General features: G+C 56.0%; 15 protein-coding genes. 4 read left to right on the top strand and 11 right to left on the bottom strand.

Features of this window, described 5'->3' with window-relative positions; translation table 11 throughout:
* Nucleotides 1-240: 240 nt before the first annotated feature.
* Nucleotides 241-3150, bottom strand: coding sequence for a phosphoenolpyruvate carboxylase (ppc, locus tag KRAC_RS11995; RefSeq protein WP_007907241.1), 2910 nt, complete (start codon nucleotides 3148-3150; stop codon nucleotides 241-243).
* A gap of 1250 nt (nucleotides 3151-4400) precedes the next feature.
* On the opposite strand from ppc, the gene KRAC_RS11990 reads away from it, so the two are divergent.
* The 3 genes from KRAC_RS11990 to KRAC_RS11980 all read left to right on the top strand — a co-directional run bounded on the left by KRAC_RS11990 (nucleotide 4401) and on the right by KRAC_RS11980 (nucleotide 8359).
* Nucleotides 4401-5594 (top strand): protein kinase domain-containing protein, encoded by a 1194-nt coding sequence (locus KRAC_RS11990; RefSeq protein ID WP_007907240.1) that lies wholly within the window; start codon nucleotides 4401-4403, stop codon nucleotides 5592-5594.
* A gap of 175 nt (nucleotides 5595-5769) precedes the next feature.
* The gene (locus KRAC_RS61355) at nucleotides 5770-7077 is read left to right on the top strand and encodes an FHA domain-containing protein (protein ID WP_007907239.1); all 1308 of its coding nucleotides are present in this window, start codon (nucleotides 5770-5772) and stop codon (nucleotides 7075-7077) included.
* Nucleotides 7078-7225: 148 nt separating this feature from the next.
* Complete coding sequence (locus KRAC_RS11980) at nucleotides 7226-8359, top strand: serine/threonine-protein kinase (RefSeq protein ID WP_007907238.1); 1134 nt, start codon at nucleotides 7226-7228, stop codon at nucleotides 8357-8359.
* A gap of 50 nt (nucleotides 8360-8409) precedes the next feature.
* Here the strand turns inward: KRAC_RS11980 and KRAC_RS11975 are convergent, their stop codons facing one another.
* Both KRAC_RS11975 and KRAC_RS11970 read right to left on the bottom strand, forming a co-directional pair.
* Nucleotides 8410-8892 carry a response regulator transcription factor gene (locus KRAC_RS11975; protein ID WP_007907237.1) on the bottom strand — a complete coding sequence of 161 codons (483 nt, stop codon included), beginning with the start codon at nucleotides 8890-8892 and terminating at the stop codon, nucleotides 8410-8412.
* A 108-nt stretch (nucleotides 8893-9000) separates the two neighbouring features.
* A complete protein-coding gene (locus KRAC_RS11970) occupies nucleotides 9001-11175 on the bottom strand; it encodes a sensor histidine kinase (RefSeq protein WP_007907235.1) in 2175 nt (724 codons plus the stop codon).
* Nucleotides 11176-11410: 235 nt separating this feature from the next.
* Here KRAC_RS11970 and KRAC_RS11965 point away from each other — a divergent pair, with 235 nt between their 5' ends.
* On the top strand, nucleotides 11411-12370 hold the full coding sequence (locus KRAC_RS11965; protein ID WP_007907234.1) for a zinc ribbon domain-containing protein: 960 nt from the start codon (nucleotides 11411-11413) through the stop codon (nucleotides 12368-12370).
* Between the two features lie 88 nt (nucleotides 12371-12458).
* On the opposite strand, the gene KRAC_RS11960 is transcribed toward KRAC_RS11965, so the two are convergent.
* From KRAC_RS11960 to iscB, 8 genes are all read right to left on the bottom strand, one after another.
* The gene (locus tag KRAC_RS11960) at nucleotides 12459-13376 is read right to left on the bottom strand and encodes a dihydrodipicolinate synthase family protein (protein ID WP_007907232.1); all 918 of its coding nucleotides are present in this window, start codon (nucleotides 13374-13376) and stop codon (nucleotides 12459-12461) included.
* A gap of 157 nt (nucleotides 13377-13533) precedes the next feature.
* On the bottom strand, nucleotides 13534-14406 hold the full coding sequence (locus tag KRAC_RS61350; RefSeq protein ID WP_157506392.1) for a DnaJ domain-containing protein: 873 nt from the start codon (nucleotides 14404-14406) through the stop codon (nucleotides 13534-13536).
* Between the two features lie 193 nt (nucleotides 14407-14599).
* Nucleotides 14600-19129 (bottom strand): glutamate synthase large subunit, encoded by a 4530-nt coding sequence (gltB, locus tag KRAC_RS11950; RefSeq protein WP_007907226.1) that lies wholly within the window; start codon nucleotides 19127-19129, stop codon nucleotides 14600-14602.
* 424 nt (nucleotides 19130-19553) lie between these two features.
* Nucleotides 19554-20675, bottom strand: a complete 1122-nt coding sequence (locus tag KRAC_RS11945; protein ID WP_040442398.1) for a glycosyltransferase family 4 protein — start codon at nucleotides 20673-20675, stop codon at nucleotides 19554-19556.
* 130 nt (nucleotides 20676-20805) lie between these two features.
* Complete coding sequence (locus KRAC_RS11940) at nucleotides 20806-21969, bottom strand: glycosyltransferase family 4 protein (protein WP_007907222.1); 1164 nt, start codon at nucleotides 21967-21969, stop codon at nucleotides 20806-20808.
* Nucleotides 21966-23135: a glycosyltransferase family 4 protein gene (locus KRAC_RS11935; protein ID WP_007907221.1), complete on the bottom strand. Its 1170-nt coding sequence runs from the start codon at nucleotides 23133-23135 to the stop codon at nucleotides 21966-21968. The genes KRAC_RS11940 and KRAC_RS11935 overlap by 4 nt, the downstream gene beginning before the upstream one ends.
* Before the next feature lie 11 nt (nucleotides 23136-23146).
* Nucleotides 23147-23497, bottom strand: coding sequence for a histidine triad nucleotide-binding protein (locus tag KRAC_RS11930; RefSeq protein WP_040442397.1), 351 nt, complete (start codon nucleotides 23495-23497; stop codon nucleotides 23147-23149).
* A 32-nt stretch (nucleotides 23498-23529) separates the two neighbouring features.
* Nucleotides 23530-24819, bottom strand: a complete 1290-nt coding sequence (iscB, locus tag KRAC_RS11925) for an RNA-guided endonuclease IscB (protein WP_007907219.1) — start codon at nucleotides 24817-24819, stop codon at nucleotides 23530-23532.
* Nucleotides 24820-25090: the final 271 nt, after the last annotated feature.

Raw genomic sequence — 25090 nt, 5'->3', positions numbered from 1 at the left:
AGAAGTGCCTGGCCGTTCCGAACTTCCACTCTCCTTCGGATCGCTGTTGGCTGCTGCTTCTGTACTTCTTTCGCTCAACGCGGGACAGACTCAGTATTTCTGTTACTGTTATTTATGATACAGGTCAGCCCACAAAATGTCAATGGGGAAAAAGTGAGTGTGTGCATGCAACTGTGGCAGAGCCACAGTTGCATGCACACAGTACACAGTACACAGTACCATGAGCGTCATAGGCGTGGATTAGCCGGTATTGCGCAGGCCGGCGGCGATACCGTTGATGGTGAGTAGGACGGCGCTTGTAAGACGAGCACGCTCTAGATCCTGTTCGGTCGCTGTCTCTTCCTCATCTTTGCGCAGCATGAGTGGCCCTCCGAGGGCACGGAGGCGCTGGATGAGTTCGACCTGGAAGTAGCTCAAGGGATCGACATAGGGATTACGCCGTTTGATCGACTCCTGGAGCACACGCGAGGTATCGAGAAGGTTTTCGCCTCCGACGATGCTGATGACCAGCTTGCGGGTGCGCTCATATTCCTCTTGAATTTGCTGGGAGATGCGCTGGCGTAGTACTGGATCCTCCACGAGCGAGGTATAGCGCTGGGCGATATGCATATCGGCCTTGGAGAGCGTCATCTGCAAATTATCCAGGAAGGCGCCCAGGAAGGGCCAGTGACGATACATGTGGCGTAGCAACTCCAGGCGCTCGGGATGATCGGCAATGTATTCTTCCAGGGCGCCCCCGACTCCGTACCAGCTTGGCAGCACATAGCGGCTCTGCATCCAGGAGAAGACCCAGGGGATGGCGCGGAGCTCCTCAATGGCGCGATTTTTTGCGCGCCGCGCTGGACGCGAGCCGATGTTGAGCCAGCCCAGTTCTGAAACAGGGGTTGCTTGCTCAAAGAAGGTGATGAATGCAGGATCATTGTAGATGAGGTCACGGTAGCGCGCGTGCGCCTTTGACGAGAGTTCGCGCATGACGTCTCGCCACTCTTCAGGCGCATGCGGATGGACGTATTTCTCAATGATACGCTCATCAGGAATGCTGGCACGGGCCACGCCTGCTGCCACCAGCTCCATATTGCGAATGGCGATCTCGTAGAGACCATATTTGAAGGAGAGCATCTCGCCCTGCTCGGTAATGCGGATGTGTCCATTGATGGTGCCTGGCGGTTGGCCAAGGACGGCCTCATAGATGGGGCCACCGCCGCGTCCAATGGCGCCGCCACGTCCGTGGAACATCGTAATGCCTATGCTATGCTTACGTCCCAGCGCGGCCAGGCGTAGCTGCGCCTCGTAGAGCTCCCAGCTTGAGGTGAGGATGCCACCATCTTTACTGCTATCGGAGTAGCCAAGCATCACCTGCTGCTGGCGCTGGCAATTGGCCAGGTAGACGCTATAAACGGGATGCGTAAAGGCCTGATCGAGGATATCGGTGCAGTTATGGAGGTCCTCGATGGTCTCGAAAAGCGGAACGATAGGCAGGTCGTCGAGGCCAAACTCCTTGCAGAAGAACTGCACTTCCAGTAGATCGCTCAGGCTGTTCGACATGCTGATGATATAGCAGCTAACGGCGCGCTTACCGTATTCATCGCGCGCCTGGCGAATAGCCTGGAAGGTGTGAATGATATGCCAGGTGTCGTCACTGAGCTTGAGTCCGGGGCGCGTCAACACGCGTGGGTCCTGGAGAAGTTTTTCCAGGATGCGCAGGCGTGCTGGCTCATCCAGGGTGTGATAGTCCTCCTGACAGAGACCCGTGAGCTGAAGTAACTCGGCGACGGCGTTGGCGTGTCGCGCGCTATGCTGGCGTACATCCAGGGCCACAAAGTAGAAGCCAAAGAGTTCGACCTGGCGTATCAGGTGCGCAAGATAGCCTCGGGCCAGTTCGGTCTCGCCATCCGCCAGCAGGCTATCCTGGATCAGGCGCAGTTCCGTCAGCAGCTCTTCCGCGCTTGAGAAGGCGATGGAGGGCCTGGCTTTCTGCCTGGACTGCGGGGCAAAGGTCTGAGTATAGGGTTCGGTCGATGAGGGAGGCGTGATCGTGGCGCCCAGGCGTTTCCAGATGAAGGAGAGCTTGCGCCGATAGGGTTCGAGGGCCGTTTGTGGACCCAGCTCTTGATCATATTGTGGCAACAGGAGCTCGTCACGCTCGATAGCCTCCTGAAGTTCTGGCGTAATACGTGTGTGCGAGAGAGACTGTGAGTATTCCTGGGCCAGGAGTTCGATGGTGTCGCGATAGTGATTGATAATGTGTTCGCGCTGAAGGCGGAGCGCGGTATGCATGGTTTCGGGTCCGACAAAGGGATTGCCGTCCTGGTCACCGCCAATCCAGGAACCCAGGCGTAGGAAGGGTGGAACCTGGGCCTGGGGATAGACCTCGTGCAGTAGATCCTCAAACTCGGCGTAGAGGTCGGGCAGGGCCTGGTAGAGCACCTCATCCAGGTAGTAGATGCCCATCTTGATCTCATCAATGGGCTGTGGGCGTACCCGGCGGACCGCGTCTGTGCGCCAGAGCAGGTCGATTGTGCCTTCCAGGTTATGCTGCCAGCTTTTTTGCTGGCGCGGCGTTTTGATCTTCCCGTGGTCACGATCCTCAAGCAGGCCCGCGATGCGGCTGGTTTTTGTGATCAGACTGCGGCGCGTGGCCTCGGTGGGATGAGCCGTAAATACCAGTTCGATGGCAAGTGAGTCGAGGAGCTGCTGAAGTGTCTCCTGGCTGAGCTGTTGCTCTTTGAAGAAGGCGATCAGCGCCGCAAGCGAGCCACGCTGAGGTGTGTGGTCGGGTGTCTCCTCGTAGACCTGGCGACGCCGGATGCGGTGGTATTGTTCGGCTGTATTGACCAGGTGGAAATAGACTGTAAAGGCGCGAATGACATCAACTGCTGTGCCCAGGTCACAGGTCGCGACAATGTGTGTAATTTCCTGGTTGAGCTCATGAATTTCTGCGTGCAGGCGTTGGGCTTCTGTGTCGCTGGCATGCGCAAGAAGATCGGCGCACTCGCGCAGGCGCTTACAGGAGATGCGCAACCGTTCGACGGTATCGAAGACGGTGTATCCGCCATAGCGCTTGATGGCCTGCCCCAGTGCATCGCCCAGGGTGCGAATATCGTACCGCAGGGGAGCATCTTTTTCGCGGCGAGTTTCTTGTTCTAGCATATGGCACATCTTCCAATTCAAATACTAGCGCGGCCTCTATTGCCACTGACATGCTGGCTCGTCGTTGCGCCCTCCTCATTTTATCATACACAAGATGCGCGTATTATGCTCCAGAGGAAGATGTGTGGGTGGAAAGAAGGCGAAGCCCTCTTTCCACCCACACATCTTACCTAGAGGCTCGCTGCGCGAGCCGAGGTAAATGCTATATGCGGAATGGATAAAGTGCACAATTTTTGTCGTGGTGAGAAGGCTTTATATGGATATCGCGCACTGCTTAAAGGGTTGGGTGATTGCTTTTTAATGGATTGTGTTTGTGCAAATTGCACATAAATAATGGTGGGAACTTCTCGTAAAATAGCTATTTAGAAATGGAGCGCTGCTATTTATACTTATAGCAGGTAGGCGAAAGGTTACGTTTTGGCGGATTCGTACAAAGCGTACAAAAGGTGACTATCAAGGGTGATAGGCACAGCTAGGAACCATTCTCCAATCACAGGAATGGTCTGGCTCGGCGGCGAGTTGTTTCTTGTGAGGTATCGTGCTCAGATATGCTGAATTCTTAAGAGTGTCTGGAGCGCCCGCAGGGTGAATAGAAGCAGTGTCCTTCCAGCGTTCTTCTTCTTCCGCAGCATTCCATGAGTAGTTGGCCGAAAGGCTGTGATGGGAGAGTCCTCATTTTGAGGCTCTCCTATTTTTTTGCTTTTGGCGTGGTCTCTTCGGGTCTGGCAACCGGTGAAAATGCAACTTCATCCTTCTGTCGCACGTTTCAATTACAACATGTGGCTAGAAAGCGCAACTAAAGTGCAATCTCTGTTGGGTCAAAACCTTAGCAGGACGGCGTTTATATTATGTCAGTCCTAAAAAAGAGCGCATTTCAAGGCTGATATGATAGAATACGCTGTCAGAAGCCTTCGCATCTCTGGAGAGGAGGGAGCAAAAAGGGTAAACTTTTGCTTTCTCTCAGGTGCGTGAATACTGAAGATAAAGAGCGGTTTGATCGCCATCATGAAGGTATATAGCCAGCCTGATCTCTGATTGTACCTGGCCTAAAAAAGCATGTTCTGCATGTTTTATTAAAAAGGGGCAATGGAGCGAGGTAGGAATGGCTGTATACTCCCATGACATGCGTAAGCAGATGGTGTATAATGAAGCCGCTAATATGGGATGGATATTGTCAAGTGGAGCAAAGTATTTGCCTTTGTTCCCTTACTCTGCCTGAAGGCATGAGGGTGTCTCCACAAAGGGGTATTATGAACGGCGACATGATTGGTCACATCATCAGGGATCGCTATAAGCTCATTGACGAACGGGGAAGAGGGAGTTTTGCAACTGTCTATGTTGCTCGTGACCTCAAGAGCAATCATATTTACGCCGTAAAAGTCATGCACCTGGATCTCTCAAGCGACGAGGACTTATTGGCACGCTTTCAGCGAGAGGCGCATATTCTTTTGCATCTGAATGATCCTCACATTGTGCGCATTGTTGACTATGGCAATGATGGCAATATGCACTATATTGTGATGGATTATATCGATGGTCAGAATTTGAAGTATTATATGATCAATGATGGTTTGATGGACCCGGTCCGGGCCATTGGGTATGCACGTCAAATCGCTGAGGGATTGTGTATCGCACATAAACAGGGTGTTGTGCATCGCGATATCAAGCCGCAAAACATCCTTATTAATACAAGCAATCTTGTGAAGATCACCGATTTTGGCCTGGCGCGTGGTCGCGAAACGGTCACGTTGACTCAGTCTAATGTCTTTATGGGGACCGCTAATTATATCTCGCCAGAACAGGCCGAAAGCAGCCGTTCGGCTGATACACGCTCTGATCTATACTCAATTGCTGCAGTCTTGTTTGAAATGCTTACGGGTCGTCCCCCCTTTCAGGGGGATACCGCAGTGGATATTGTGATCAAGCAGATCAATGAGAAGGTGCCCTCTATCTGTCGGCTTCGCTCGGATTTGCCGATGGAGACCGATCTCTTTATGCAGAAGGCACTCGCAAAGACACCGGATGAGCGTTATGCAACCCCCCAGGAATTCATTGCGGCATTGGATCAATTGCTTGAGCGCTTGCAGGCGAGTGGCGTTGGACGTCCATCTGGCGCCGTAGCCGCGGCTTCACAGCAGCGCGAGGCCCGCCTGGTGGCGCTTGCGAATGGTCAGCCCTATGCTCTCAAGGGTGAACTGCTTGTAGTGGGGCGGCACGATCCGACACTAGGTATATATCCCGACATCGATCTGGAGCATAAGACCGTTGGGCGAAGACACGCGTATCTGCGTAGGCAGCAGGGAACATATACGGTAGAGGATCTGAATGCCCTGAATAAGACGCGCCTGAATGGAGAGATTTTAACGCCGCATGAGGAGCGTAAGCTTAAGGATGGTGATATTCTCCGCTTCGGCAATGTCGAGGTACGCTTTGAATTGCGATAGCTGTTGTGTGTCGGCTGGCCTGAGTTTGTTGCACACAAGCGCGTCGCAATCGTAGGGGTGCCCGCAAGGGTGCCCGATTGAGTTCGGGTGGCAGCTGTTCGTGACTGGAGAAATGACTGGCTCCTTGTCGCGACGAGACTACTTCTGCCGCCCCTACAATCAGAGGGGTGAATTTATGAAAGAGGCCAAGCACATTTTTGCATTAGGGGTTACTTTGCCTGTAAACACGCCAATAATTATAATCGCCATTCTTGTTCTCGCTGTTGTTATCTTGATTGCCGCCTTCTTGCTTATTCGCAGTAGTGGCAAGAAAAAGGCTGAGGCTTCTAGTGCAAGCGACTGGCAGAGCCAGCAGCAGCCGGGCTGGGGCCAGGGCGGAGAGAACAACGCCTGGAACCAGTCACAACAGCAGCAGCAGCAGCAGCAGCAGCAAGGAGGTTGGGGAGCGCAGCAGCCACAGCAGCAGGGAGGTTGGGGAGCGCAACAGCCGCAACAGCAACAGAGCTGGGGAGCATCAGCTGCGCAGCAGCCGCAGCAGCAGCCGGGCTGGGGCCAGGGCGGAGAGAACAACGCCTGGAACCAGTCACAGCAGCAGCAGCAGCCGGGAGGTTGGGGAGCGCAACAGCCGCAGCAGCAACAGGGTTGGGATGCAGCGCAACAGCCACAGCAGCAGCAACAGGGTTGGGATGCAGCGCAACAGCCACAGCAGCAACAGGGTTGGGGGGCGTCAGCCGCGCAACAGCCGCAGCAAGGTAACTGGGGAGCCTCCCCAGCAAGCGCAGCTCCGCAGCCTGCTAATCAGTGGGGCAATCCAGCGACCGGCGCGGGTTCACAGCCTTCCTGGAACGCGCCAGCGGCCACACAGGAGCCCTGGAACCAGGGCCAGCAGCAACAGGGGCAGGAAGCCTGGAACCAGGGGCAGCAACAGCCCTGGGGAGCACAGGCTCCTCAGTCGCAGTCCGCGCCTGCGTCCTTTGGTGGCTCCAATCCCTCCTGGAATCAGGCTGCATCTCAGCCACAACAGCCGCAGCAGCAAGGGGCCTGGGGCGCTCAGCCTGGTGGGGCACCCGCGTGGCAACAGGGTGCCGCGGGACCCAATACCCCGGGAATGCAGCAGGATCAGACCGTGTTTGCCTCCGATGCCGATAGAACCGTGCTCCGCCCTGGTGGCCAGGCTGGTGGCCTGGGTATGGTACGTGTTGAGGAAGGTAAAGAGCCTGGCCGTATCTACGAGGTGCGCAAGGATAGCTTGAGCATTGGCCGTAGCCGCGAGAGCGATATCTTCCTGGAAGACCTGGCTGTCTCACGTCTGCATGCCTCTATCGTGAATATGGGCAATGGCAACTATGCCTTGAAGGATGAGGGCAGCGCGAATGGCACGAAAGTCAATGGGCAGCTGGTGAATAAGTACCAGACGTATCAGTTGCAGGAAGGCGACCGCATTCAGCTGGGACAGACAGTCCTGGTCTTTGCCAGGCGTTAGTCCCGCTTCTCTTGCTTGAGAGCGCGAAACATGGTACGTTTGTAGTACAGCACAAAAATCTACAGAAGGAACATAGATACTGCCACGTAGGCACGAAGTGCCTCTTGTATACAAGGTGCATGTTATTCCTGCGTGGCATTGCGATACAATGGAGCAAGACGATCTTATTGGAACAACGCTTGGCAACTATCGCATTCTTGCCAAGCTTGGGCAGGGAGGCATGGCCCGCGTCTATAAGGGATTTCAAGAGAACCTTGATCGCGAGGTTGCGATTAAAGTGCTTCCGCCCTGGTATGCCGCGGACCGGAGCTTTGTAGAACGTTTCAATCTAGAAGCAAAACTTGTTGCTCGCCTCTCCCATCCTAATATCGTAACAGTTCATGATGCCAGTGAATATAATGGGCATCTCTATATTGTTATGCAATTGGTGACAGGCGGGACGCTGAAGAATCGTCTTGATATGTTGCATAGTGAAGGGCTGGTAATGGATATTACCGAGGCCGTTCCTATCTTTACGCAGATCGCGAGCGCGCTCTCCTATGCGCATGAGCAAGGCATTATTCACCGTGATGTCAAGCCAGTGAATGTGCTAATGGATGCGGATCGTCCAATCCTCTCTGACTTTGGTATAGCAAAGGTCGTTGCCGTCACGCAGAGCAACCTGACGCGTCCGGGAGCTGGCGTAGGCACGCCTGAATATATGTCGCCTGAACAGTGCCAGGGAGGTTCCGTGGATGGTCGTGCAGATATCTATGCCCTGGGTGTGATGCTCTTTGAGTCCTTGACGGGGTTTACCCCATTCAGGGGCGATAACTATCCAGCCCTGGCCCATAGTCATATCTATGAGCCGCCACCGCGTCCCACATCCTTCAATCCGCATATCCCGGCCCCAATTGAGCATATCATTTTAACGGCCCTGGCGAAAAATCCCCAGCAGCGCTATCAACGCGCCAGCGATATGGGGGATGCACTCAGTAAAGCGCTTAGTTCACTACAAGCTGGGCCGGCAGCTAGCTATCCAGCAGCTAACGCGCCAGCGAATCCCTACTATGCTCAACCCAGTGCCAGTGCCTATACGCGACCACAGCAACCGGCTGCTCCTGTGGCTGAGAGTCGCCAGGTGGCGATGTATCCCTGCCATTATTGCCAGCATTATAATAAGCCCAACATGCGCTTCTGCACGCGCTGTGGAGCGCCCATGAACCAGTGTGCCTCGTGCGGTACGATGAATCCAGCTAATAATCGCTTCTGCACGGCGTGCGGCCAACCCCTGATCGCCTAGTCGTGGGGCGTAAAGAGATTGATTTTGTGCTCTAGCGGCGTCGGGCCATTTTAGGTCAGGCGATCACTGGGATTGGCGCGGAGCCGCTCAAGCATTTTGCGGCGCTCTTCAAGGCGTTTGTGTTGCAGCATCAGGCGTTGTTCGGCTGTTAGTGAGAGGATCGTGCGCACACGCTCAACAATAATGCTGGGCTGAGTGGGTTTGGTAATATATTCGATGGCCCCCTCTTCGATGCCCTGGAGTTGTTCAGATAAATTAACGAGGGCGCTGAGAACAAGGACGGGAATGGGGGGATTGGTCTGATGGCTATGCAGCCAGTGCAGAACGTCCCAGCCAGAAACCGGGCGCATGACCAGATCCAGGATGATCAGGTGGGGGCGAAACTGGGGAATAAGGTTGATGGCCTCCTGCCCATTATAAGCGGCCTGCGTTGCAAAACCATTGTGCTCTAAAAAGAAACATAAAACCTGTTGAATGGCTGCCTCGTCCTCGACAACCAGGATCCTGTGTTTCGCTGGAGACTCGTTCTGCATCTTTCTTGCCTCTACTCTCTCCAATTTCTATTTGGTGGTGTGCTGGGCCTCGCAGCCGCAGGCTACGAGGCCCAGCACACCACCAAATAGAAAGAAGTTGCAACGAGATTAACTATTCAAGGCATAGGTTGGGCGTGAGCGACGGAGTGGGAAGCGGACCTCTGCAACTGTATACTCCGCCGTCTCCCCGCTGGTTTGCTCACCTTGTTTGGTGCTGGCGGGACGGGTGATGGTCTCGCGTCGCAGCGCAAAGCGGCCACCGAGGTCGCCAATCAGGTTCTTGATAAGGGAGAGACCCAGGCCCTCGCCGCTCTCGCCTGGCTCCTCCTGCTGCTCATGCTCGGCTGATGGCCCCTTGCCGCTATCGAGTACCTGGATGGCGACATATCCATCCTCTTCCTCGAAGCCGCGAATAATGACGGTGCCGCGTGTTACATCGGCCATGCCATGCTTAATCGCGTTAGAAACCATTTCGTTAATGACCAGGGCGAGGATGGTTACGGCCCGGGAAGGAATAACCACGGGACAGGTCTCGACCTGGAAGGAGATGCGCTTCTCGGGCGGACTAAGGTTGGCGTTAGCAACGCCCACAATCTTGCGCGCGATATCGTCGACGCGCGCCTCGCTGACATCTTCATGTGCGAGCAGGTCATGGGTGGCGGCCAGGCCTTGTACACGGTTGACGCTCTCCGCCAGAATATGGCGTACCTCGGGTGACCTGGTGCGTCGGCGCTGAAGCGAGAGAATACCCGCGACCGTGGCCAGGTTATTTTTGACGCGATGGTGTAACTCGCGCAGGAGCACCGATTTCAGTTCGAGTCCACGCCGCGTCTCTTCGTAGAGACGCGCATTCTCGATGGCGATGGCGGCCTCATTGGCGAAGGTAACGACGAGCTGCATCTGCTCAGGACTGAGAAGGTGACGATGGCTACTGTAGATGCAGATACAGCCCAGCACCTTCTGCTTAACCTTAAGCGGGACACAGAGTACCGAGTGGATCTCTGATGAGAGTGTCGGGTCATCATGAATAAAGCAATGCTCGTCGGCATGGAAGCAGTCTACCGCCATGCTGGGACGCCCGGTCTGGACGGTTCGACCGGCGCAACACTGGCCCACGCCAATCTGGAGATTGCTCGCCTGCTCGGGATTCAGCCCATAGTGTGCCAACGCATGCAGGCGTCGCCGGTCGGGATCGAGTTCAAAGATGCACGAGCGCTCGGCACCTGAGAGATGCACGGCCTGCGTGGTGATAATCTGCAATACCTCTTCCAGATTGAGCGTGGAGGCGATGATATAGGAGACGCGGTGAATGGTGGCGAGTTCGTGTACCTTGCGGCGTAGCTGCTCGTCGGTCTGCTCATAGAGACGGCCATTCTCGATATTGATGGCGATGATGCCCGCAATTACCTCGACAAAGTTAACCTCGTCGCGGGTGAACTCGCGCGGCTCGCTTGATTGCACGCTGATAACACCGATGAGGCGTTCGGCGGTGCCAAAGAAGATGATGGGGAGCGCCATCACGCCCCGGTAGGGGGTACTGTATGAGCGGGCCTCGGTGGCGAAATTGGGATCGCCCAGGGCGTCGTTCGAGTGCAAGGGGCGGCCCTTATCGGCGACCCATCCACTGTAGCCTTCACCCAGGCGCAGAATGAAGTGCATACCACCCAGGGGACGTGGTCCATTGGTTGCACGCAGGGTCAGGACACGTTGAAGCTCATCATAGAAGAAGATGGAGCAGAGATCGACATTCAGCTCCTCGGCAATTACCTGTGCTGTGTTTTCGAGGGTTTGGTCCAGGTCCATAGCAGAGTTGCTGTAGCCATTGACCCGCTGAAGCGCGAGGAGGCGATGCTCAAGCTGCTGCGTTAAATGTGTGGTGCTCCTGGCCTGCTGTTCCACGACATGCTGGAACCCTCGTGTGAGGGCGAGGGCGCTTTTATTGTGTAGTTGGTAGAGGTATCCAAGCGTGGTCACAAGTTCTTCGGGATGCTCCTGAAAGATGTGCTTGATCTCGGTAGCTGCGGCATCCACAAAACTCTGGATCTCTTGCAGTCGCGTATCGAGCTTCTCATCATAGGTGACGAGTCGGCGTCCTACCTGCTCAAAGCGCGCGGTGAGGGATGACTCATCGTGATCTTGTGTGCCGATGAGCGTCTGAAAGAGCTGCCACGCGTCGTTCTCATTTTCTCGTCCTTGATGCCCATCCCATGCGTGTTGCAGGCTCATTTTTAAGCGCGGCAAGTGAGGTGCCAGTATCTGTTCTACATTAACGCCTTGTGTCACGTTTTTATCCTAGCTTCCAACTATCCCACGGTCTCTATGGCCTGGATGTTTACTTGATGTATCACCTTTTGTCAATAAGTGTATTGTAAAGGTGACGTCTAAAGGTGTCAAGTAGACGGCGAACTGAGGCCGTCGCCTCGCATAGTTCTATTGGTGATTACAAATATGATGATGCTTCGTCATATCAAATGAACACTCTTTCATAAGGGGCTACGCTTTTCGAGAGGATTTATCTATGCGATGTATGAATTGTGGTTTTCCCGTTTCTCCTTCGCGCACGAGTTGCCCGCGTTGTGGCGCCGCCATAAATCAAGGGAACGATGGTAGAGTGCAAGGTGGGCAGGGGCCAGGCGCTCCTACGCCAATGGGGAACGGTATGTATCCGCCAGCTGCGAGCGCGCCAGTTGGACAGCCTGTGCCGGGGCAGCAGTGGCAGCAGGGACCAGGGGGAGGAGCTGGCGGTGCTAGTTATAATCCGCAAATGCAGCAAATCTTTGCCAACAATGGCCGCCCTGGTCCTCAGCCCTATGCCTCTCCTCCAGGCTTCAATGGCCCGGCCGGTCCGATGGCCTCGACGAATGTTGCTCAGCCACGGGCTCCCCAGCGCTCGTCGCGCCTGCCTTTGACCATCGCTGGTATCAGCGTATTCATCGGCGCGATCATGCTAGTACTGGTGTTTATTTTTGCGTCTGCGTTTTCGCAGGCTTCGAATGATAATCACAAGACGACGGTGTTACCAAGCCCGACAAGTGCTCCTCAGCAGGTCGTGAGTGGCACAACTCCGACCCCAGATGCTCAGGCCACGCCAACGGACACGGCCCCAACACCAACTCCCACTACAGATCCCGGGCAGTACCCCGCTTCTCAATACGTCAGCGACGCCCAGATGGCTCACGACGTGGATACGCAGTCCGCCAAGCCGGTAAATCCAGGGGACACCTTTCAGGCGGGTCAGAAAATGTATGTGACCTTTGGACTGCCTGCGGGCAAGGGCGGGGCAGCCTGCTTGCAGTGGTACATTGGCGACCAGCAATTTACTACCTATCCTATCGCGGTCAAGGCAACTTCTACCAGGACGTACTCCTACGCTATTACAGGTGGCAAGGGACAAGGTCACGTGGAGATCTACTGGGCCTCCTCGACCGCCTGTAGCGATAAGCAATTGGCACAGAAAGTTAATTATACCGTGCAGTAGCCTTATTGTGGCTCCGACGCAGCGAACGAGGCTGGGGACGACGACGCAGCGTCGCCCCCAGCCTCGGGCCATTACTGCTTAATATTGGCTACACGTGTGCTGCATCCATGGGCGTAGTTGCCAGGAGACGCGATAGTTGTTCGCGTTCAGAGGGGCTAAGTGGTTGCAGGGGCATGCGTGGCCGCCCGCCATAGCCGTTAAGGATCTCCAGAGCCGCTTTCAAGCCCGGGACGCCATAGGTGGTGGTTACTGCCGTATTGGTGGGAATCAGGCGCGCCTGGAGCGCGCGAGCTTCCTCCAGTTGCCCTGCCTCAAAGAGGGCTTGTACCAGGCAGACCTCGTGGGGAAAGATATTGGCCAGCGCCGCAATGGTGCCAGCAGCGCCAATCGCCAGGGAGGGTAGCAGGAAACTGGCACTTCCAGCGAAAACGCAGAAGTCTATTGGGGCCTGGGCGACGATGCTGGCCATTTTGGCAACGTTGCCGCTGCTGTCCTTGAGTCCAATGATGTTTGGATGCTCGGCGAGTTGGCAAATAAGACTGACATCCATGTCGAGGCCGGCAGTGTTGGCGGGCATGTTGTAGAGCAAAATTGGTATAGGGCTGGCGTCGGCAACGGCGCGATAGTGTTTTAGTAGCGCCTGAGAATCCATGCGGCCACGAAAATAAAAGGGTGGCAGGACGAGCGCAATGGTGGCGCCGGAGTGTGCCGCGAGCTGGCAATGGGCGATGGTTGTTCGTGTTGCTTGATCGCCACAACCAACTATCAGGGGAAGCGTGTCTGGGCTCTCATCCATAACCTCTCGTGCCGTGGATACGAGTTGCGCACGCTCTTCAGAGGTCACATGGGCCGCTTCGCCGTTGCTGCCTAAGAGAACATAGCCCGCGATGCCGCTCTCCTGGAGGGCTCGCATATGCCTCTGCAAGGTGAAGAGGTCCAGGTTCTCCTGCGCGTCGAAAAAGGTGGGTAGCGGGGGATAGACACCGTTCGGTAGTAAGGTCTGCACGGTACGCCTCCTGTGCTGAGGATGAGTGCGTGAAGCCACTCGGGACGATGAAAATAAAAATAGATGTGTCGAGCAAATACTCTATGACAGTATAAAGAGCATTGTAGCATACACAAAATTTGAGTTGGCTCGACACCTCATTGGTCCTGTTAGGTTTTTAATGGAGGAAGCCCAGGGCCATGATGCCTACAACAACGACAAGGACTATGATGGCGCTGATCCAAACGAGACGCTGTGTCTCCAGTTTTTTGCGTAGCGTGGTTACACGGTGATTTTCCGCCGGGCACCACTGTGACTGCCCACAATAGGGACAGAGGGGGAAGAGTTCGTAGGGAGGGCAGCGATCATCCCTGGTGTGATGTGGTTTGCTATAGGTATATGCACCGATCTCGTAGCGAATTTGTTCGCTTTCAAAAATAGCCTTGCAGTGGCTACAGCGCAGCAACAGATATTCCTGCCAGTCGCGCGCGTGACATTTTGGGCAGGTCTGGGGCAGCTCTCCTTTGTGACCAGAGTAACTCCAGTGATGGTGACAGCGATGACAGTAAAACTCATCATCCGTGGAACGGCGTGGGGCATTGCCACGTAACAGCCCCTGCTCAGCCAGGGTCAGGGCCTCGTCTGATGAGAGGATATAACTCATTTCCCCCAGATCGACCACCATTGGCTCACCAACCCTGTAGGCGGGGAAGGCATAGTGACGCTGGCGATCTCGCCTGGCACCCGGAGAGACCTCGTGCTTATTGCCACGGGCTGCCCCCCCAGGCGTGTATGCACTTCTGGCCTGTCCTGGGATGGTTGTGGCGCCGTTCCCCCGCTTGCGTTGGGCGTCATAATTCTTGCGTTCTTCCGGATTATTAAGGGCCTGATAAGCCTTCAAGAGTTCGCTCATACGCTCATTGGCGTCCGCGCTCTTATTGCGGTCGGGGTGATATTGTAAGGCCAGCTTCTTAAAGGCTTCCTTGATCTCGGCTGGCGTAGCGCTTGGGGCCACACCCAGAACGGCATAATAATCTTTCTCTGACTTCATATCTTTGTCGTTAATCTCGCTGCATGCTGGTCTGCGCGGTGGCAGGCTAAACATTTATTCCTCTATTGTATAACGGCAGAAGTCCAAAATGGTTGTATGGAGAAAATTTTTCAGTGGATCGTACCGGAGGAAAAGAAAAGAGAGGATGGGCAAGTGCTCATCCTCTCGCGGATCAACCAGGGAGAGTAAGGGATTATTTGGTGGCGATCCGATTCTGCGTCTCTTCGCGCCCACCTACAAAGTGGGAAGCGTTCTGGTGCGTGTTCTCAGGCTGGACGCGCCAGATGCGCGGCAGGACAAACTCCCACTGTTCCAGCAATCGCTGCGCGTGGCTGCTATGCGTCTTGCGCGCGTGCCAGTCGATGACGGTGCGCAAGGCATCGCTCTCCTGGGCGTCCTGTACGCGTGCGAGTTGCGCGGCTGCCAGGTTGCAGCGTGTGGGGAAGGAGCCATCCATATCGAGCACATAGGCCACGCCTGAGGACATGCCAGCGGCAAAGTTGGGTCCGGTCTCACCCAGGACCACTACCATACCACCAGTCATATATTCACAGGCATGCGCACCCACGCCCTCGACCACCGCCAGCGCGCCGCTATTGCGGACGGCGAAACGCTCGCCAGCGCGACCCGCCGCGAAGAGTTGACCGCCCGTTGCGCCATAGAGCACGGTGTTGCCGAGGATCGTGTTCTTGTGCCCTTCGTAGGGTGCCTCCGCGGTCGGGAGAATCACGATCTGGCCGCCAGTCATGCTCTTGCCAACATAATCGTTGGCCTCGCCATTGAGGATCAGACGCATGCCGGGCATGCAGAACGCGCCAAAGCTCTGGCCCGCGGCCCCATGGAAGGTACAGGTAATGCTGTTGCGCGTCAGACCCTCATTGCCGTAGCGCCGCGCGATCTCGCCTGCCAGGACGGTGCCTACGGAGCGATCATAATTGGCGATAGGATGCTGAGTGAGGATGCTGCGCTCGCCATCCAGGGCGCTCTCAACCTCCGTTAAGAGTTCCTGCTCAACGCGAGCTGGTGCGTCGTGCGTATGCCTGCCGGGTTCAGAGTGTATGGGGAGCGAGACCAGGAGCGAGGTAAGATCGATGGTGGCATCGGGCGCGCTCTCCAGCAGCTCGGTGTGTCCGATCAGGTCTTCGAAGCGAGCAATTCCAAGCTGAGCCATGAACTCACGGACCTCTTCGGCGACCAGGGTCAGGTAGTTGACCAGGAACTGGGGGCGCCCGGTAAACTTGGCCTTCAGATCCTCGCGCTGCGTGGCAATGCCCGCTGGACAGGTGTTGAGATGGCACTGACGCGCCATATCGCAGCCTAGAGTGACCAGGGCCGCTGTGCCAAAGCCAAACTCCTCCGCGCCCAGAAGCGCGCCGATGATCACGTCACGGCCGGTCTTGAAGCCACCATCAACGCGTACTTTGATGCGCTTACGCAGGCCGTTGCGGACGAGCACCTGTTGCGCCTCGCTTAATCCTAGCTCCCAGGGCATGCCCGCGTGCTTGATAGATTGCAGGGGCGAAGCGCCAGTGCCACCATCATTCCCGCTGATGAGCACGTAGTCCGCATGGCCTTTGGCGACCCCGGCGGCGATGGTGCCCACGCCCAGGCAGGAGACCAGCTTGACACCTACTTTGGCTGTTGGATTAACCTGGTGCAGGTCGTAGATGAGCTGTGCGATATCCTCAATGCTATAGATGTCGTGATGGGGTGGCGGCGAGATGAGCGAGACGCCAGGCTCGGTATGGCGCAGGCGCGCGATAAAGGGTGTGACCTTGGCAGGGGGAAGCTGTCCGCCCTCACCTGGCTTAGAACCCTGAGCCATCTTGATCTCGATCTCTTCCGCGCGTACCAGGTACTCGGTGGTGATGCCAAAGCGGGCCGAGGCCACCTGTTTGATCTTGCTGCTGACGGGATAGCCCTCCAGCGTCTCGTGATACCAGGCCGGGTCCTCGCCACCTTCGCCGGTGTTGTTGCGTCCGCCGATGCTATTCATGGCGGCGGCGATAGTGCGATGCGTCTCAGGGCTGAGCGCGCCCACGGACATCGCGGAGACCACAAAGCGCGCGCGAATCGACTCCATCGACTCAACCTCTGCCAGAGGGATAGGTTGGCGAGTGGTAAAGCGTAGCTGGTCGCGCAGGTTGGTCGCGGGACGCTGATAGACCATACCAGTGTACTGGCGATAATCCTCTGTCAGGCCAGTCTGAGCCGCCTTCTGGAGCGAGCGAATGATGAGCGGGTTGTAGGCGTGATACTCGGCATCGCGACGGAAGCGGAAGCGACCCATGTCGGCCAGCTTGCGCTTGCGCACGGCTGGACCCGTCGCCGGGGCCTGCCGCTCTTCTTGAATTTTCGCGACCTGCTTGCGTATCTCTTCATTGACCTGGGCGAAGGAGACCTTGCCGTAGCGGGCCGCCGAGTCGGTAAAGCAGCGCTCAACCAGTTCAGGAGCCAGGCCTAGGATCTCAAACTGGCCCGCGCCAATGATATTGCGCAGGGTAGAGATACCCATACGCGCCATGATCTTGCACAGCCCATCCTCAATTACGTGTCGGTAGCGTGCCACGGCCTCCTCGGGCGTAATATGCTCCAGGCGACGCTCTCCGGCGAGCGCGCGTACGCTTGCCAGCGCCAGGGTGGGGACGACAGCTTCGGCGCCGTAGCCAAGCAGGACTGCGATCTGGTGCACATCGCAGACTGTGCCAGTCTCGCAGATTAAGGAGACGCGTGCGCGTAGCCCATGTTTGATCAAGGTATGGTGAACCGCGCCTACCGCGATAAGCATGGGTAGGGGTGGCTGCTCTAGAGTTGCGTCCTGGTCACTCAGGACTAAGAGAGTCGCGCCATTCTCAATGGCTGCGAGCGCCTCCTGCTCCAGGCGATCCAGCGTCATCTCAACAGTGTTGTCTGGATGGGTAATATCCAGGGTGGTCTTCAGTGTTGCGGGGCGCAGGTGGCTCTGGATGGTATCGCGCAGAATGCTCAACTGCTTCTCGTCCAGGATCGGCGAGGTGAGACGGACCAGGCGTGCGTGCTCGGGAGTCTCTGTCAGCAGGCTCTGGCGAGGCCCGAGGTAGCTATCCAGGGACATCACAATTCGCTCGCGGAGCGGGTCAATGGGAGGATTGGTGACCTGGGCAAAGCGCTGGCGGAAGTAATCCGAAAAGGTGCGTGAGATGTTAGAGAGCGCGGCAAGCGGGGCATCATCACCCATGCTCCAGGTTGGCTCTTTATTCTCGGCCAGGATTGGCCTGAGCACCATTTCGACATCCTCATGCGTATAACCGAAGAGCTGCTGATGCGCGAAGAGTGTCTCGGGATCACTGGCTACCTCTTCTGACGAGGTCGTTTCCAGTTCTGCGAGATGCAGGAGATGATCCTCCAGCCACTGGTGATAGGGCTGGCGCTGCGCCAGGTCGCTCTTGACCTCGGCGTTATGGAGTACTTTATGCGCGACCAGGTCGGCGGCGATAATCTCGCCGGGTCCCAGGCCGCCCTTCTCGGCGACATTCTCTGGATCGCATGGGACCACGCCAGCCTCGGAGGCGACGATAAGCAAGCCATCGCGGGTCAGGGTATAGCGGGCGGGGCGCAGGCCATTGCGGTCCAGCGCGGCCCCCACAATGCGCCCATCGCTAAAGACCAGGGCGGCGGGTCCATCCCAGGGTTCCACCAGGCCCGCGTGATACTCACACCATGCGCGCTGGGCCTCGTCAAACTCGGTGTCCTGCTCCCAGGCAGGGGGCACAAGCATCTGCGCGCTATGCAGCAGGTCACGACCAGAATATGTCAGAAGCTCAAGCGCGTTATCGAGCTGAGCCGAGTCGCTGCCAGTGGCGGGAATGACGGGTAGAAGGTCAGCGATCTTTTCCTGCCAGAGCGGGGACGCCAGCGCCTTCTCGCGGGCCTGCATCCAGTTCCGGTTGCCCTGAATGGTATTGATCTCACCATTATGCGCGAGCAGGCGGAAGGGCTGGGCCAGCGGCCAGGAGGGCAGGGTGTTGGTGCTATAACGCTGGTGAAAGACAGCCAGCGCACTCACGTAGTCGGGATCAACCAGGTCCAGGTAGAAGCTCGCGAGCTGGTTGGGGGCCAGGAGACCCTTATAGATGATAGTGTTGCGTGAGAGCGAGGCGATGTAGCAATCCTCAAGCTTTTCCTGTGCGAGGCGCTGTTCTATAAGACGCCGTGCGTGGTAAAGCGCTCGGTCATACGTTTCAAGGCCAAGCTGTTCAGGACGAGAGATGATGACCTGGCTGATGGTTGGAGCCGAGGCGCGCGCGCGGGTTCCCAGGATGGCGTAGTTGATAGGAGGTGTGCGCCAGGTAAGCGCTGGTATGCCCACTTCTTGTAATGTCTGCATAATGATCTGGCGACTGTGCTCATAGGCCTGGGGTGCGCGTTCCTGTTGGGGTAAAAAAAACATGCCTACGGCGAGATCTTGAACAGAGGAAGGGGCGATGTGCTGCCGTTCTAGCTCGGCATAAAAAAGCGGCAGGGGAATTTGTGTCAGGATGCCTGCACCATCGCTTGTCTCGGCGTCAGCATCCTGTGCTCCACGATGGGTAAGGTGTGTAAGTGCTGTTAGAGCGGTTTGCACGAGGGCATGATCGGCCTCGCCTGAAAGCCGGGCGAGAAAACCGGTGCCGCATGCATCATGTTCCCAGCGGGGATCATAGAGCGGATAGGTGGTGTGTTGTGCGGTGTGTTCGTGCTGCATGCAGTGTCCTCCCAAATAGATAATCACGGTCTAAGAGGGTACTGGGCACCTGCGTTGGAGCCTGTTTGTAGCGACGATCAAACAGCGAACGTCGTAGTCATTGCTGTGAAGCTGTGCATAGTTCCCTTGTGAGGGGCTGGTCTGGTTTTGTAGGCGAAGGTTGAGTGCGCAAGGCCCTGACCTTGCGGTATGGCAGCACCGGAGTATGAGCAACTTAGCCCAGGGGGTAAGGCAACATCACCTTATTAGAGCAAGTATAACATAGGGCCAAGAAAGCATACAAGGGTAAGAAAAGCTTTTTCTTGCTTGGTTGGTAGAAAATAAGGAAATTGTGCCAAAGGAGGGATGTGTTGTGGCGATTGCGCAGCAATCGCCACAACACATCCCTCCTTTTTGGGGAAGCGCCGAAGGCGCTGAGAAAATGTTAGACGGGCGTTGCCAGCATCTCCTGGTAGACATCATAGGTCTGTTTCGCGATCTGCTCCTGCGTATAGTTCTCAAGTACGCGCTGGCGACCGCGTTTGGCGAGATCTTTGTAGAGGGCGGGGTCATCGAGGAGCTTGCGCACACAGGCGCTCAGCGCATCGGCGTCACCCTCCTTAAAGACCAGGCCAGCATCACCAAGCACCAGGGGAATCTCGCCTGAACTAGAGCCAATAACTGGAGTTTCGCAGGCCATGGCCTCAATCAGGACGCGGCCAAATTGTTCCGTCCAGTTGGGGCGACTCAGCGAGGGGAGGACGTGAACGTCGATCTCCTGCATGGCGCGCGGAATTTCATAGGTGGGTAGGCTCCCCTTGAAGGTGACACGCTCGGCAACGCCCAGTTCGGCAGCCTGCTTCTCCAGCACTTCGCGCATGGGGCCGACCCCGATAAAGACGGCCTGACAGTAATCAGGGAGTTTGGGGAGGGCCTCAATCAAGGTAGGCAGGCCTTTGGCCTCGACCAGGCGCCCCACATAGCCAAGGAGGAAGGGTTCGCTCGCTTTATGCTCTCGTGGAGGCAGCGTACGCTGGTAGATGCTCGGGTCAATGCCAAACTGGCGAATGACATGCAGGCTACCCTTATAGCCCTTACGTCGCAAGACATCGGCAGCATCCTGGTTCCCCGCCAGGGCCGTGGTGGCGTGCTTGAAGTTGTAAAGCTCCATCTGGCGGAAAGGGAGGGGATATTCGCGGTAGAGGTTCTGGAAGGCGAAGAAGAGGGGGCGCGCCTTATGCTTGACCGCCAGGCGTGTGGCGTGATAGGTGGCGAAGTTGTATGGCTCCTCATCAATATGGACGATGTCTGGCCGTACCTCGCGCACGATCTTGCCCAACTCGGGATAGTAGTGCAGGTGATAGCGCCCATTGAAGCGCATGGGGGTCTCGATCATGCGGTAGCCACTGGTATAGAGTCGTTCGAGGTTTAGCTTACTGCCATCGTCATGCAGCCAGTAAGATGGTGTGGCCAGCGTCAGGTCGATGTCTGGACATTTCGCCAGTTCTTCGAGCTTTTTCTGCGAGGTCCCCCCGACGAGGGCCTTCGAGATCATCAGTACACGCATATCTATTTCTCTTTTTTGTTTGCTAAGTAGGGACTGCTCGCCACTGCGTGGCTCGCAGAGTAGGTATTGGTAGTGTGAGTGATTGCGTAACATGCCGCAGGCATGTTACGCAATCACTCACACTACCAGGTTATTTTTTCAAGTGTGTATGGGTGCGCCTGTAGGCCTGTTCGTAGACACTGAGTGTCTGCGTCGCTGTCGTGTGCCAGCTAAAGGCTTTGGCGCGTTCAAGCGAGCGGGCGCTAAGGTCGGAGCGAAGGGTTTCATCAGTAAGGACGCGATACATGGCATCTACAAACTCATTCAGATTGTCTGGATCGATCAGGAGCGCGGCATCGCCCACCACCTCGGGCAGCGAGGTGCGGTTTGAACATACCACCGGGGTACCACAGCCCATGGCCTCCAGGGGATCGAGTCCAAAGCCCTCGTAGAGCGAGGGGAAGGCAAAGAGTCTGGCCCCGCTATAGATAGTGGGCTTATCTTCATCTTCGACAAAGCGACAGATGACCTGCTTCTCAATTCCCAGCTCGCGGGCCACAGGACGTGGATCGGGGAAGAAAGGTCCGCTCTGTTTATCGGGATTACCGGAGATAAAGAGCTGTAAATCGGGATCGCCCAGCCGCGTATAGAGTTGCGCGAAGGCTCGCACCAGTTGCGGGACGTTCTTACGCTGGTCGATTCCCCCCAGATAGAAGATATAGCGCTCGTTGAGGCCATAGCGCGCCCTGGCCCGAGCCAGCACTTCGGGATCACGAATGGGCTGGAACTGCTCGCCAGCAGCCTGGTAAATGACGTGAATGCGCTCCTCCGGTATTTTGAGTACCTCAATAATGTCTTGCCGGGCATGCTGAGAGATCGTAATCACCTCGGTCGCGTTATGTGCGGCTCTGGCGGCCAGGTTCATATACGCCTGAACCTTCTTGTTGGGCAGATAGGCCGGGAGACGCAAGGGAATGACGTCATGAATGGTGACAACCGTAGGCACGCGTGGCAGGAGCGGCGGTGCGAAATAGGGAACATGCATCACATCGACCCTGGCTTTGCGTGCTGCGGTCGGAGCCGTCACCTGCTCCCAAAAGATTTTGCGCAGGTTCTCGTTGCGCTGCACGAAGGCTGGCACAGGTTGCACAACATAGGGATAGAATGAAGTCGTATTGCTGGCTGGCTGAGGCCCGAAAAGGACGTATTCATTCTGACTATCGATGGTGCTGAGCGCATCGAGCAGGTGGAACATATATTGTCCAGTCCCGGACGCGGGATGCTGGTAGAAAAGCGCGTTTATACCTATTTTCATGAAAGGGCATCCTCGTCTGAGAAATTGGTTTTCCCCTCATAGAGGCGTTGATATACTGAGAGCATTTTACGGGCTGATTGCTCCCAGGTAAACTTTTGGGCCTGCGCATAGCCCTTCTGGCGTAGGTCATTGCGTAACTGTTCGTCACCGCTCAGGCGTGCAATTGCATATGCAAGCTCATCAATATTATGAGGATCGACGAGGAGCGCGGCATCACCCGCGACCTCGGGAAGGGAGGAGACATTGGAGGTGATGACAGGCGTGCCACAGGCCATGGCCTCGACCGGCGGAATGCCAAAGCCCTCAAAGAACGAGGGAAAGGCGAAGATCTGCGCCATGCTATACAGGTGTACCAGCTCCAGGTCGCTCACACGGCCCAGGAAGCGCACGCGCTTCTCTAGTTTGAGTTGCTGCACCAGTTCGCGTGTCTCGTCGTAGAGCCAGCCCTTTCCACCTGCAATCACCAGCATCGCGGGGGCCTTCTTCTGCTGGTAGAGCTGATAATACGCCTTGATCAGACCCAGGTGATTCTTGCGTGGCTCCAGGGTTCCCACGGCCAGCAGAAAGGGGGCTTTCAGACCAAACTTATTGCGTGTAGCTTCAAGCAGCATGGGATCGGTGACGCGCTTAAAGTAGCTGCCAACGCCATTAGGAATCACGGTCAACTTTTCACGCGGTGCCTGAAAATGTTTGATGAGTGTACGGCTGACCTCGTGCGAGACCGTAGCGATGACATCCGCCTCCTCCAGGGCCTCGGGAACAACTTTTTTTAAGTAGGCAGCCAGCGAAGGAGCGGCGTATTCGGGGTGCTCAAGAAAGGCTACATCATGAATGGTGACGACCTTGCGCGTCTTCTTGGGAAGTGGTGGTAGCACAAAGTCCGGGCCATGATAAATATCTGTGGCGCCTGTAAAGATGGTCGCGGCGAGTGGTACACGCCAGCGATACCAGAGAATATTGAGATAGCGGTCCGGGATGAGCACACTGCGTCCACGCACCCGCTCTCCCTCTGGGAATGGTTGCTCCTGCGTTAGGCGCCCACTGGTCAAAAGTGTATACGCGTTGGTGGTGTCCTGATCAAGCATCGCGTCCACCAGGCGACGGACATAGGTGCCAATGCCTGCCCCTTGCCTGATGGCCGCGGTATAGTCAATTGCAATACGCATGAACAATTCCTTTATCTTGGAGGAAAGGGTGGCCAACCCATTGGCTTGCCGCCAAGCAGGTGGAAATGCAGGTGAAGTACGGATTGTCCTGCATGAGGGCCTACATTGGTGACGAAGCGGTAGCCATCCTCCAACTTGCGCTCGTGGGCGATCTGTTTGGCGACGGTAAAGATCTGGGCCAGGACCGGACCATCGTCTGGCTGAATGTCGCTCATAGAGGCGATATGACGCGTGGGAATGACCAGGAGATGTACGGGGGCCTGGGGATGAATATCTTCAAAGGCGACGACATGATCATCCTGGTAGACAATTTTGCTCGGTATCTCGCCCGCAACAATTTTACAGAAGAGACAATTCTCCATCTAAAAATTGCGCCATGCGGGGGCCCCTGGCTTTAGCCATGGGGAGGAGCATGGCGCACTCCTTTCTGTGTATACTCATAGCCATCGGATCGTTGCACACAACGCATATATTTGGGGTGAATATCGACCTTCTCCAGTCGGAATGAAGGCCGATGACGAATGGCTATCCGTCCTTCAAATGGTCCTTTGGGCGTTATGGCTTTGACCATATCACCCGTTTGATACCCAAGAAATTTCTTTTTGCGCTCTTTGTGCTGCTTGGGGAATCCATACTTGTCAGGCACACACATTTGCCTCCTCCCATGCCCTGTCGCTTTGATTCGCAGTGGGATGACTCCCTTCTGCACAAGCACATCAGGCGTGCTCTTGCCTACGCAAGCTGCATCGAGCCAGTGGGTTTTGGGGAGTCCTCGCGTGGTACGATTCCACTTCGTCAATCCACCGCTCCCACACTCGACAGGCAAGCCGAGAGCTTTCAGCCGTTCGAGCAAAGCACATCGTGTGCTATTGACAGTGCTGGCATCCTTGAGTGGCTTTTTGACCTGAGCGAGAAGACGCTTGAGCACGTCAGGTTTCTTTTGCAAGAAGACTTCGATCTCCTGAGTGCCTTTGGCAGTATTGCATGCTTGGCAAGCCAAGGTAAGATTGCTTATCCTGTTTGTTCCACTACGGGCACGTGGATGGATATGCTCTACCTGAAGCGGAACATCTTGTTTGCCACAATAGGCACACGTGCGTTCCCATTTTTCCAGCAAGTATTCCCTGACCTCATAGCCTTGCAAGGTTCCTTGTTGATATTGCACGCCTGCAATGTCGGGATTCTCCATCAATTGCATATCAAACTTCACAAGCTCCTGACTGAGAGCGGCAATGGGAGCATATCGACACAGGCGAGCTACCCACGTCAGAATGTTGGCAAGGCGACTTTCTAACGATGGTGGCAACCATCCCTTCTTCCTGCGTCGATTGTCAAATCGCGGCTTGCGGTAGCGTGTTTTACGCTGCCTACGCCCCTGGCGACTTGCACGACGACTATCAAGACTATCTTTAATGGCATGCCCTCGATGTGAGAGTTCAGCCGCGAACACAATGTGACCGTTAGTGTCGTTCACCAGGGCAATTCCCGTCGTTTTACTGCCTGGATCGAGTTTGAGGCGCAAGGGTTGTACCTCTGGCTGTTCTACCACCCGTTTGAGCACAATGGTAAACGGATAACGTCTAAAGACGGCTGCTTTCCCTTGCCTGAGCAAGCGCCTCGCGTGTCCTGGATGCACCGGATTTAAAGGTTTATAGTCACTATCAATCACAAAAACATTGCTCACGTTGAGCCTCTACTTTCGTAGGTAATGTTTGCCTCGACAATGATAGAGGGCGGTACTTTTCCCTGAGCACTGCATAGACCCCGCTTTGCTGTTTAACCCAGAGATTCTAGAGCTACCGGCTGGCACGCACCTGTAGGTAGGAACTTTAACACTTCTCCTCTATCGTAGCCTGATAACCTCCTGCCTCGCGCAGAAGGCCCATGGCTAAGCCTGGACAGGTCCGAGCTTGCTTTCACAAGCTCATGCCTTTAGGCATGGGGTACCTGACCAA

Source organism: Ktedonobacter racemifer DSM 44963 (genome assembly GCF_000178855.1).
Taxonomy (GTDB): domain Bacteria; phylum Chloroflexota; class Ktedonobacteria; order Ktedonobacterales; family Ktedonobacteraceae; genus Ktedonobacter; species Ktedonobacter racemifer.
This window is presented reverse-complemented; position numbering and strand designations above follow the sequence as displayed.